The organism is Longibacter sp., from assembly GCF_051155795.1.
In the GTDB taxonomy this organism is placed as follows: domain Bacteria; phylum Bacteroidota; class Rhodothermia; order Rhodothermales; family Salinibacteraceae; genus Longibacter.
This window is the reverse complement of sequence record NZ_DAXETW010000084.1, coordinates 1-11,067: the sequence shown is the minus strand read 5'-3', so window position 1 is coordinate 11,067 and position 11,067 is coordinate 1. Positions and strand designations below refer to the sequence as shown.

The following is an 11,067-nucleotide window of genomic DNA, read 5'->3' as shown; positions in this document are numbered from 1 at the left end:
AGCAATTTTATTTGCCAGCGTATCCGACATCTGTCGAATAATGCCGTCCGTCCCCTCGGACGCGTCGGACGGAGAAGTCGAACCGTCGCTCACAGAAAGATCCGTTCCTTGAAGAGAGTTCATCGCGACCGGCCATGCGGCCGTGCAGATGTCGCGCCACCTGCACCGAGCGTGCACCAGGCAAACGTATTACCCGAGCGAGTACATGACGAGAAGCGCGAAAGACAGAAGACCGATCAGGTACAGGATACTGAGCGGGCTCCGCTGTCGCTTCTTCCGACGCTTCACGCGCATACGCCGCTTGATGTCTTCCTCCTTCTCAGGATTGTAAAAACGCGGCTCGTAGGTGAATCGCTTTGGCTTTTTTCGGCGAGCTGGCGTAAACAGGCCCATGGCGACGTGGGATTTGGAATAAGATCAGTCGTTTACACATCTCAGATCGGTTGGACGTTCCACCTCTGCGCCCTGCCCTCGGTCCGGCGGCCCGAACTGAAGTGCGGCGGCTATCCAACGAAGATGCCGGCCACGCGGACAAGATACAGGTACGTCAGCGGCGCGGCAACCGCCATAGAGTCGAACCGGTCGAGCAGCCCGCCGTGCCCCGGCAGGATCGACGACGTATCTTTGACGCCCGCCGACCGCTTGATCTGGCTTTCGGCGAGGTCGCCCGCCTGGCTCAGTATTCCACAAATCACAACGACCGCTCCCAGGTCGACCCACGCGAGGTCCACCGCCCCCATGATTTTGAACCCGGCTGCCACGAGCGCTGCGGCGATGGCACCTCCGATCGCGCCTTCCCACGTTTTATTCGGTGAAATGGACGGCGCCAGCTTGGTCCTTCCGACGGCTTTGCCCGTGTAAAGGGCGAAAATGTCGGTCGCCCAGACAAGAAAGAAGGTCAACATGACCAGGAGGAACGCGCCCATCGCGTCCACCTCCGGGCCGCGTCCGGTGCGAAGCGCGACAAGCGCAGCGAGGAAGCCACTCGGGTAGAGCCCGGACCCGAGCGTGATCATGAGGTTCGCCAGAAAGTTGTCTTTCTCAAGGACGAAGGGAGCCAGTGCTACGAAGACGACTGCAACGGTCAGAGCCAGCGCCCATGCGGCCGGAACCATCACACCGGCGACGACAAGGACCCCCAGTGCGTACCCGACGACAGCATTCGGCGTGCACCCCGACGACCGTGCAATCGCGAAAATCTCCGACTGTGCAACCAGACCGATGGCAGCGATGAGGGCTGCAAACGGCCAGCCACCGACGTAGGCGAGGCCGAGTACAACGGGGGCGGCCACGAGAGCCGTTAGCACTCTTCGAATGGAGTCGGACATACGGTGGAGAATGGCGAAAGCAGGACAGATGAACGGCGTGCACGGACCGCCGACGAAAGGGAACCGTCGGGAGAGAAATCGTCCGACCGGTCAGGTCTCAGTCTTCATCATCCGGGGCGCTGAAATCGATGCGGTCGTGGCCTGAGTCGAGGCGGGACTGCTGCTCTGGTGAGTGCGCGTCCGGCGCGTTCGGATCAGCGCTGAGGGCGGCCTTTTCCAGTTCCTCATCCGTCAGACGCTGCTGCATGATTTCTCTCGCTTCCTCCACATTTTCCGGCGGAACGAGAACAATCACGTTGGCCAGGTCGCCGACGTTAAGGTTGAAGGCATGATCTCGCTTCGTCAGGACGACCGCAGGAAGGCCGGCATCATCGAGGCGGTCCCGGACCATGTCGGCCTCGTAGTCGGTGCCCGTGGAGAAAACCGGTACCCAGTTCTCGTACGTGCTCATAGGTCTTGGCTGGCTGATGAACAGGCAGGGGCGGCGTGTCCGCGACGTGGGACGATGCCATGCTGCGGCACCGCGTCGAGGGACCATCTGCACCGCTCACGATCGGCACCGTTCCCCACTCGATAAAACCGGATGCGACGCTACAGTCCGGCCGGGGGTGGGTGGGCTTTGGCTTGCTCCGGCGGGCGACTCGAGGCCTCCAACAGGTAGATCACGGCCGAGAATGCGACCAGTCCGAGCACGACAGAATACCACGGCATCGTCATGCCCTGCGCAACCGTCGCCGACGCCGTGTCCACCGGTGCGTCGAACTGCGAGACGACGACGATCACGCCGTTGTTGGCGAAGTGCGCCAGAATCGCGGGCCATAGACTGCCGGTGCGCCACGTAAGGTACGCGAGGTAGATTCCGATCGCGGCCAGCGGAAGAAACTGGCTCAGGCGTAGGTGATACAGGCCAAACAGGACGCCAGACAACACGATCGCCATCACCGGGGATACGGCGCGCTCGAACTGGCGTTGCGCGTATCCGCGGAAGATCAACTCTTCGCAGATCGCCGGGGTGACGGCCATTACCAGAAGCCCGAAGACCAGGTGGAAGTCGCTCTTGAGGACCTGTTCAATCAGCTTCATGCTCTGCTCGTCCAGCAGCCGTACGGAGTCCGGGAGGGGAATCTTCTGGTTCAACGCGGCCAGCCACTGGGCAACGGGCAGAAACGCGATCATTCCCGCGAGAGACAGCATGAGGGTCCGTGCGCTCGTTTGCCGCACCCGAAGGAAAGCAGTGATTTGACGGGCGTGTAGGCGCGCCAGAAGCAGGGTGGGAAGCGCAAACGATACCCATTGAGCGAGCGCATTCGTCAACAGGACTTCCTGGCCAAACGAACCAAGCAATTGTTCAGGATCGCCCAGGCTGGCGAGTCCGTCGGGGCCTTCCTTCGCGACCAGGATAGCCATCAGAATCACCGGCGAAGCGATGACCTGGAATAGAAGAAAGGCGCCCAGGATGGCAAAGAGCGCCGTTGCGAAGCCGAACGCCGTTTCATTGGATGGCGGCTCCAACGGCCCATTCAGCGCAATGCGACGATCCGGCGCCCACGGATCCGGTAGAGACGGGCGCGTCGTCGAGTCTTCGGATGCGGGGGACGGCTCCGGCATAAATCGGGAAAGGCTGAGCGGTTAACGCGAACGGCAGCAAACGGGCGCGATCGGTCGGGGACATCACCCGTGGGCACGACTTGCATCATAGCGGGTGAACGACTGTGTGGGAAGCGGTTCCCAGATTCTTCGCAGGAACAATCGGCGAGGACCTGCAATACATGCGGGTGTCCGATCAGGGTGGCGCACCGCGGCCGCGGTTTCGCGTCCCTTGCTGGTCGATGTATCTGTACTTCCTGGCAGTATTCTGCGCTTGTAGCTCAGTTGGATAGAGCGTTGGATTCCGGTTCCAAAGGTCGGGGGTTCGAATCCTCCCAAGCGCACTTCCACGCCTCTCGCACTCCGTGCAGAGAGGCGTTTCGTATGTTGTGCCGTTTCGACCGTATGTTACGCCGTGTCGAGCATGCATCCCCTTCTCCGTACGGTCCAGGCGGACCGGACACGGGGATCCATGCTGGTCATGCCGACGCGTCCTCGCGGGCCCGCTCCTGGCCCAGGATGTAGCGCTTGTAGGTGACATATGACGTCGCGAGGATGATAAGCGCTACGATCGGAGGCACAACAGCAGCGACCGGGTCGCCTGCGGCGAGGTGGGCGATGATTGCCGACGTAAAGGAGATCGTGAAGCCGGCATACGTCCATTCCTTGATCCATCGCGGCAGCGGAATCAACAGTGCGATCGCCCCGGCGATCTTAGCGATTCCGAGTTCCACGCGGAAGTAGTCCGGAAATCCCAGGTCAGCAAAGGTCTGCGCAGCCGCCTCCGACACGAAGTACATGGTGCCAGACCCGGCCATCATCAGCGCAAGAAGCACAGTGGCAGTCCAGTATACGTATTTGATCTTCATCGTGGGTGTGTACGCTTAGACATGTATTCGTGAATCGTGATGCATCGTATTCAGCGACCGGTACGCATGATCGACCGCCGGCATGATGCTACGTTCATCCTGGGTCGTCCGTGTGGCGTTCAATCCATTGACCTACGTTTTCTTCGAGCACGGGCAGCGTGACGGGGCCGCTTCCGAGCACGACGTCATGGAAGGCCCCAATGTCGAAGTCTCTTCCGAGTGCCGCCTCCGCCTCCTGTCGCAGTTCGCGAATTTTGATCTCGCCCATTTTGTAGCCGAGGGCCTGCCCCGGCCACGAGATGTAGCGATCGATTTCTGTTTCCACCTCGTTCTCAGGTAGTGCCGTTCGCGCCGACATATAGTCGATGGCGCGCTGACGGGACCAGCCCTTGGCGTGCATCCCGGTGTCGACCACGAGCCGGCATGCCCGCCACATCTCGTAGGTCAGTCGCCCGAAGTTGCTGTACGGATCATCGTAAAAGCCTGCTTCGAGGCCGAGCCGTTCCGCGTACAGACCCCAGCCCTCCCCGAACGCAACCACATACGTGTTTCGGCGGTGAGCGGGCAAATTATCCATTTCGCGGGCGAGGGCCACCTGCAGGTGATGACCCGGAACGGCCTCGTGAAGCGTGAGGGCTTCGAGCGTGTACAGTGTCCGGCGTTCGAGGTCGTACGTGTTGACCCAGTATTCTCCGGCCCGGGTTCCGCCGGCGGGCGCCGGGATGTATCGCCCGACGGTGTACGTCGGCGCCAGCTCGTCGGGAACGGGGACGACGGTATACGGCTGACGCGGTAACGTGCCGAAAAGCGACGGTAGCTTCCCGTCCATCTGCTTCGCAATCCAGGCCGCCTCTTTCAGCAGTGCCTCAGGTGAAGACGGGGTAAAGCGGGGGTCAGCTCGAAGCGTGTCGATAAAGGACTGAAGGTCTCCGTCAACTCCGAGCGTCGACATAACAGCTTCCATCTCTCCGCGGATGCGGTTCACCTCCCGCTTTCCGACGGCATGAACCTCGTCGGCCGAGACGTCAAGCGTCGTATACTGGCGTATTTTCGACGCGTAGTAGGCATCGCCGTCGGGAAGGGCCGTCGCCGCAATCTCTGTCCTCGTCTTGTCGGCATAGGTGCGAAGGAAGGCGGCGAACGATTCGTATGCGTCTACGACACCGCGAACTGCCGCGGCCGCGGCCGACCGAAGCTCCCGCTTCTCATCATCGGTCAGGTCACCGGACGGCGATCGGAACGGGGCATAGAACGGGCTCTCCTCCACCGCATCCACCTGTTGAGCGGCCACGTCGCGAGCAATGCTCTGGACGGCAATCCGCGGCTGCGTCATTCCGCGGTCGAGCCCGCGACGCATGTTTGCGATCTGCTGGCCGACGTACCGCGGCACATCTTCCAGTACCCGGATGTACCGCCGGTAATCCTCTGCCGTGCGAAACGGGAGTACGCGGGGCAGAAAGGTCAGCGTCTGGTGGAATCCGCCCTGCGTGTGAACGGGAATCTGCGCGGATGCAAAGCGGTTCGAGCGAAGGCGTTGTCGCAACTGGGACTTCAGCAGGTCGGCACTAATCTGGTCCGTGCGGGAGAGCTTCGAATGATCGAAAGGCTCCAGTTCATTCAAAAACGCCCGGGTGGCCTGTGCGCGCGCGTCGCGTGCTGTCGGCGAAACGTCGGGCAGCGTGGACAGTGTGTCTCGCCAGCCGGAGACCGTCGCAGACAGCGGGTAATGGGCGACGCGCCACGTCCATTCTCGGTCGAACAGGTCGTGGAGGGAGTCGGCTAGTGCATCCTCGGTGCTGCCGCCCGAAGAGGTCGTGTCAGGCCCGATCAAAACATTCCCCGGGTGCGCTGCGGCTGAGATCATCGAGCCCGATCCAGCGGAGACGACGCAGAACATGAGCGTGGCCAGACCACAGAGGATACGACGGTTCATGGCGGCGTGGATCGATAGGTAGATTGGATTGGTCGCCGGGATCCTGCGACATGCGAACCGCTCGCCGGGTCCGCCCAGATGCTGAAAAAGGTCGGCCGGAAGATCGTCAAGCGCTTTCGTCGTCGGGCGACAGACTGTCACACACACGTCACACATCCGTCACATAGTCGACGTTGACGGCCAGCACGCCAACGTTCGCATCCGATCGGTAGGACTGGGCGGAATTACCGGACGCGGGTTTCCTGCTGACGGCCGGGGGCTATCGCCACCATTGTCCCTGCCACTACCGGAACCGCCGCACCCGGCCCCGGTCGCAGCACCGCTTCCATCACAGGCTGCAAGAAATGCAAATTCCGTGGACATTGCAACAAGAGAGCCTGCAAAACGGGGCATTGCAAACCGATGCCGGCTAGCAGACCGTCGATCAGCGTGCGGAGACATCCGCATCACGTTCGTGTGGACGCTCGCGCCAATGCGAGGCCAACGACCAGATGAACGACCAAGTGCGAGACTTGACGCTGGTCACTCTGATCGTACCTTTACCTATACCCGGCCCGGTCTACCGGGCATTTTCCTCCTGGCAGTGAATCTTCCATGCGACGACAGCTTTTTGCCCTATCCACTCTCCTCGCTCTTTTCGTTGTTCCGGCTTTCGGACAGCCCGATCCCTCCTTCTCCGCCGACGACGTATTCGCGCTGGAATGGGCCGTGAATCCGCAGATGTCGCCGGACGGGGAACGTGTCGTATACGTCCGGACGAGTATGGACAAGATGAAGGACCGGCGACAACAGCGTTTGTGGTTGGTGGGCGCCGACGGTTCGTCGCACCGGAAACTGACAGGGCTCGACATCGCAGAGTCGAGTCCCCGGTGGTCGCCCGACGGTGAGTACGTCGCGTTCACGGCCGGCACGGATGCGGGAACGGAAATCTTCGTCTACAGCTTCGAGACAGGACACGCCACGAAGCTCACGCAGCTGGACCGGTCGCCCTCGGGGTTGCGATGGTCCCCGGACGGGTCGAAAATCGCGTTCTCGATGCTCGTCCCGGATGAGCCGCCGTCTCTGGACGCCTCCCTGCCGGAGGCTCCGGAGGGTGCCGAGTGGGCGGACCGGCCGCGCGTCATCACGCGTCTTCGGCACGAGGCGGACGGGACCGGATACCTTGAGCCCGGCTACCATCATCTGTTCGTCGTCCCTGCAACCGGCGGCACGGCACGGCAACTCACGACCGGCTCCTATCACCACCGCTCGGCACCGGTGTGGCTACGCGATGCCTCCGGACTTATCTTCGCGGCCGACCGAACCGACGATTGGGCCCACGACCGGCGCGAGACCGACCTGTACCGGGTGGATCTATCGTCACGCGACGTGGACCGCCTCACGGACCGGAACGGGCCGGACCACTCCCCTGCGATTTCCCCGGACGGACAGCGGATCGCGTATCTGGGATTCGACGACCGGGTCCAGACCTACCAAAACACGCGGTTGTACGTGATGGAGGCCAACGGCTCGTCTCGGCAGGTCATCACACCGGATCTCGACCGGAGCATCTCGGATATCGTCTGGGCCCCCTCCGGAGACGGTTTGTACGCATCCTACCTGGAGTCCGGCGACACCAAAATCGCTCGTATCGGCCTGGACGGAAGTGCACGCGAGATTACGGGCACGGTCGGGGGAACGTCCATCGGCCGCCCATACACCGGCGGCTCATTCTCCGTGGCGCCGAACGGGCACATCGCCTTCACGCACGCTACGTCGGAATATCCATCGGACGTGGCCCTGGCGGCTGACGACGGACAGGTCACGCGGCTGACCCGGCTGAACAGCGACCTTCTCGCCCACCGTACCCTCGCTGAGGTCGAAGAGGTGACGTGGACGTCTGAAGATGGACGGACGATTCAAGGGTGGATGGTCCGTCCACCGAATTTCTCGCCCGACCGGTCGTACCCGTTGCTACTGGAAATTCACGGCGGTCCGATCACGAGCTACGGCCCGACCTTTTCCGCCGAAATCCAGCTCTACGCCGCAGCAGGGTACGTTGTCCTGTACGCGAACCCGCGGGGCAGCACCGGCTACGGCGAAGCGTTTGCCAACCTGCTCTACCACGATTATCCGGGCGGCGACTATGGCGACCTGATGGCCGGGGTGGATGCCGCGCTCGGCACAGCCAACATCGACCGCGATCGCCTCTATGTCACGGGCGGAAGTGCCGGCGGCACGATGACGGCCTGGATGGTCGGGAAAACCAACCGCTTCCGCGCGGCCGTGGTCACGAAGCCGGTCATGAACTGGTACAGCAAGACGCTCGTTGCCGACAACTATTACGCGTACGCAGACTACCGCTACCCCGGTTACGCGTGGGAAAACCCGCAGAAGTATCTGCAGGAGTCGCCCATCTCCCTCGTGGGCAACATCGAGACGCCAACGATGACGATGGTTGGTACGGACGATCTGCGGACGCCGCCGTCGGAAGCGCGCCAGCTGTACCATGCACTCAAGATCCGCAAGGTTGATACGGCGCTCGTTCAGATCCCGGGCGCATCGCACCACATCGCCGCCCGGCCCAGCCAGCTTGCTGCAAAGGTCGCCTACACCCTTGCATGGTTCGAGCGGTACCAGTAATTGTGCGCTGTTTTGCGGCCAGGGCGGCGAGCATCGGGTTCCGAAGCACCGACACCGGGGATTGACCCCTCGCCCGCATCCGCGCACTGGGTATGGCCGCAGGGCCACTGTCCGCCCAGGTTACGGCGGCGCACGTCGAGAGGCCCGACGTTATGTGATCCGCGCGTTTCCGCTCGCAGCACGGCCCCATGCAGCCTACGTTTCGATACACCGACCGTCAGGAGGCCGGTCGCCATCTGACCCGGCATCTGGCGCGGTTCGAATCTCGCGATCCACTCGTGCTGGCCCTACCCCGCGGCGGCGTACCGGTCGCCTTCGAGGTGGCCCGAGCCCTTCGCGCCCCGTTGGACGTGTGGGTGGCCCGGAAACTCGGGATCCCGCAGCAGCCCGAACTGGGATTCGGCGCGATTTCGTCGGGCGACGTCACTGTTATCGACGAAGCGACCATCCGCGCAACAGGGCTGTCCAGCACGGATATCCAGGCAGTCGTGTCCAGGGAACGAGAGGAACTCCGGCGTCGCACCGACCGCTACCGGTCCAACCGAACCGATCCCGCCGATCGCGTGCCGGGACGCCACGTCATCGTGGTGGATGACGGCCTCGCGACCGGGCTAACCGCGGAAGCAGCCCTCCGATCGATCCGCGGGCGCCAACCCGCCTCCATCACGCTCGCCGTTCCGGTCGCCGCCTCCGATTCGGCACGGCGCATAAAGGAAGTTGCCGACGCGTTCGTCTGTCCTCTCGAGACGGACGATCTGGTCGCGATCGGCGTGTGGTACAGGCGCTTTCCGCAGCTATCGGACGAGGATGTGCTGGCCCTCTTGGAAAAAGCGGCACGCAGCCGGCATGCGCGCTCGCCGAGGGACGAAGTGTTCCCGGACCGTTCCTTCGACTCTTCCCATCCGTCCCGTCGTGACGCATGATGCCTCACCCCTCTGGCGAACCGGTCCACCCACAGTCGTTGTTGGACCGGGAGGTCGATTTTCTTCGGGAGCCATCTGTCTATCCGGAGGCCGCCGACACGGTGCAGGTAATCGAGACGCACATGGCGTGGGTCTTTCTCGTCGGTCCGTCCGCATACAAGCTGAAGAAATGCATTGATCGACCCGGGATGGACTTCACCACCCCGAACGCCCGCCGCCACGATGCATGGGCCGAGGTTCGCCTCAACCGGCGGCTTGCGCCAACCGTCTACCGGGGAGTTAAAACGATCACTCGTTCAGCGGACGGGACGTTATCGATTGATGGACCGGGCGAGGTCGTCGACTGGATTGTGCACATGCGCCGCCTGCCGGAGGAAGCAGCCGTCCCGCAACGGCTCGAAGCAGGCACGCTGACGGTCCAAGACGTGCGTGCGATTGCGCGACGGCTCGCGCGGTTCTATGACGCCGCCTCGCCGGTGGGCATGAGGGCATCCAGATACGTCGACCGGTTTCGCGAACGCTTCCGTCATAACGAAGAGGTGCTTCGTACACCGGCGTTTGCCGTCCCCGAAGCGACCATATCCAGTGCGTTCGATACCCTTACTGCTGCGCTGGCATCTCATCACTTCCCCGTTCGAGAGCGGGCTGCGGCCGTCGTCGACGGTCACGGCGACCTCCGGCCCGAGCACGTTTACCTGGCACCGTACGCTCTGGTCATCGACTGCATCGCGTTCGACCGGGACCTGAGACTGATCGATCCCGTCCACGAACTGGCATTCTTCACGATGGAATGCGACCGCGACGGGGCGACGTGGGTGCACGACGAGCTTTTTGACGCCTACGCGGCCGTATCCGGATCCCACCCGCCGGCGTCGCTGATCGCGTTCTACCAGGCCGCTGAAGCGTCCACCCGAGCTCGCCTCGCCATCTGGCACCTCGACGATGGCTCTGCTGAGAACGCCGCCTACTGGCGAGAGCAGACCGTTGCCTACCTCGACACCGTCGCAGAAAAGCTCAGCGCAATTCCGGTGCCTCGAGCAGAGTCAGGGAGAAGCACCGCCACGGGCTTGTGATCGGGGCGCATCGGTTTCCCTCACCTGTTGCGCCCGGCGTCACGGGCCTGTACCACGTACCCAGGCAGTTCGTCACCGGCTGCATCTGCCTTCATGCGACGAGCCTCGCGTTCGGCAGGATACACATCGGTGAGGGGAAGCAGCGACCGGTTTGCGTGTAGCCGGACGATGGCGTCGGCAAGGCGCGGGGCCAGATCAACCCGGTGAATCGCCTCGGCCACCGAGCCGACCGGCGCATTCGGGGACGTGATGGAGTTTGACACATAAACTTTGTGGAGGTCTCCGTGGCTCAGGGTGTCCTCGCATTCGGGACGCAAACACGCCGTGCGTTACCGCGGCGACGACCCGACGCGCTCCACGCGCTCGACAAGCCATCGCGGTCTGCGCGAGGGTGCGCGCCGAACTGGTCAGATCGTCTACGACTACGGCGGTCCGACCGCCGACCGGCCCGACCACCTGCCTCCCACGAACGATGCTTTCCGTGCCTTCTTTCTCCAGGAAAACAAGCGGTACGTCCTCCGAACCCCGCATTTCAAGCCGTTTACGGAAGGCTTCGGCACGCTTGACGCCACCGGCATCCGGGGAGACCACGGGCATCACGTCGTCTCCGTAATCTATGGAGAACGGCATCGATCAATGCCGGCGCGGGCGTGAGATGCTCGGCGGGGATGCGAAACGCGTTCTGGTAGGCCGCCATGTTGTGCACGTCCACAGTCACGAGGGCGTCCGTCC

11 protein-coding genes and 1 tRNA gene are annotated in these 11,067 nt (G+C 62.9%); 4 read left to right on the top strand and 8 right to left on the bottom strand.

Going from position 1 to position 11,067, the window contains the following annotated elements:
* Window positions 1-189: 189 nt before the first annotated feature.
* The 4 genes from ACFCU0_RS09060 to ACFCU0_RS09045 form a co-directional block, all read right to left on the bottom strand.
* Window positions 190-393, bottom strand: coding sequence for a hypothetical protein (locus tag ACFCU0_RS09060; RefSeq protein WP_434973342.1), 204 nt, complete (start codon window positions 391-393; stop codon window positions 190-192).
* A 110-nt stretch (window positions 394-503) separates the two neighbouring features.
* Window positions 504-1,328, bottom strand: a complete 825-nt coding sequence (locus tag ACFCU0_RS09055) for a phosphatidate cytidylyltransferase (RefSeq protein WP_434973341.1) — start codon at window positions 1,326-1,328, stop codon at window positions 504-506.
* Between the two features lie 97 nt (window positions 1,329-1,425).
* Complete coding sequence (locus ACFCU0_RS09050; RefSeq protein WP_434973340.1) at window positions 1,426-1,779, bottom strand: putative signal transducing protein; 354 nt, start codon at window positions 1,777-1,779, stop codon at window positions 1,426-1,428.
* 140 nt (window positions 1,780-1,919) lie between these two features.
* Complete coding sequence (locus ACFCU0_RS09045; RefSeq protein ID WP_434973339.1) at window positions 1,920-2,936, bottom strand: CPBP family glutamic-type intramembrane protease; 1,017 nt, start codon at window positions 2,934-2,936, stop codon at window positions 1,920-1,922.
* Between the two features lie 249 nt (window positions 2,937-3,185).
* Here ACFCU0_RS09045 and ACFCU0_RS09040 point away from each other — a divergent pair.
* A tRNA-Arg gene (locus ACFCU0_RS09040) sits at window positions 3,186-3,259 on the top strand.
* 135 nt (window positions 3,260-3,394) lie between these two features.
* Here ACFCU0_RS09040 and ACFCU0_RS09035 read toward each other — a convergent pair.
* A complete protein-coding gene (locus ACFCU0_RS09035; protein WP_434973338.1) occupies window positions 3,395-3,784 on the bottom strand; it encodes a DoxX family protein in 390 nt (129 codons plus the stop codon).
* A 94-nt stretch (window positions 3,785-3,878) separates the two neighbouring features.
* Window positions 3,879-5,717, bottom strand: a complete 1,839-nt coding sequence (locus tag ACFCU0_RS09030; protein WP_434973337.1) for a DUF885 domain-containing protein — start codon at window positions 5,715-5,717, stop codon at window positions 3,879-3,881.
* A gap of 594 nt (window positions 5,718-6,311) precedes the next feature.
* Between ACFCU0_RS09030 and ACFCU0_RS09025 the strand changes: the two genes are divergently transcribed.
* From ACFCU0_RS09025 to ACFCU0_RS09015, 3 genes are all read left to right on the top strand, one after another.
* The gene (locus tag ACFCU0_RS09025) at window positions 6,312-8,339 is read left to right on the top strand and encodes a prolyl oligopeptidase family serine peptidase (RefSeq protein ID WP_434973336.1); all 2,028 of its coding nucleotides are present in this window, start codon (window positions 6,312-6,314) and stop codon (window positions 8,337-8,339) included.
* 188 nt (window positions 8,340-8,527) lie between these two features.
* On the top strand, window positions 8,528-9,262 hold the full coding sequence (locus tag ACFCU0_RS09020) for a phosphoribosyltransferase (protein WP_434973335.1): 735 nt from the start codon (window positions 8,528-8,530) through the stop codon (window positions 9,260-9,262).
* Window positions 9,259-10,335 (top strand): hypothetical protein, encoded by a 1,077-nt coding sequence (locus ACFCU0_RS09015; RefSeq protein WP_434973334.1) that lies wholly within the window; start codon window positions 9,259-9,261, stop codon window positions 10,333-10,335. The genes ACFCU0_RS09020 and ACFCU0_RS09015 overlap by 4 nt, the downstream gene beginning before the upstream one ends.
* Before the next feature lie 20 nt (window positions 10,336-10,355).
* Here the strand turns inward: ACFCU0_RS09015 and ACFCU0_RS09010 are convergent, their stop codons facing one another.
* Entirely contained in the window at window positions 10,356-10,598 is a 243-nt protein-coding gene (locus tag ACFCU0_RS09010) for a hypothetical protein (RefSeq protein WP_434973344.1), read from the bottom strand.
* Window positions 10,531-10,866: a hypothetical protein gene (locus ACFCU0_RS09005; protein WP_434973343.1), complete on the bottom strand. Its 336-nt coding sequence runs from the start codon at window positions 10,864-10,866 to the stop codon at window positions 10,531-10,533. Before ACFCU0_RS09005 ends, ACFCU0_RS09010 begins: the two co-directional genes overlap by 68 nt.
* Window positions 10,867-11,067 lie beyond the last annotated feature (201 nt).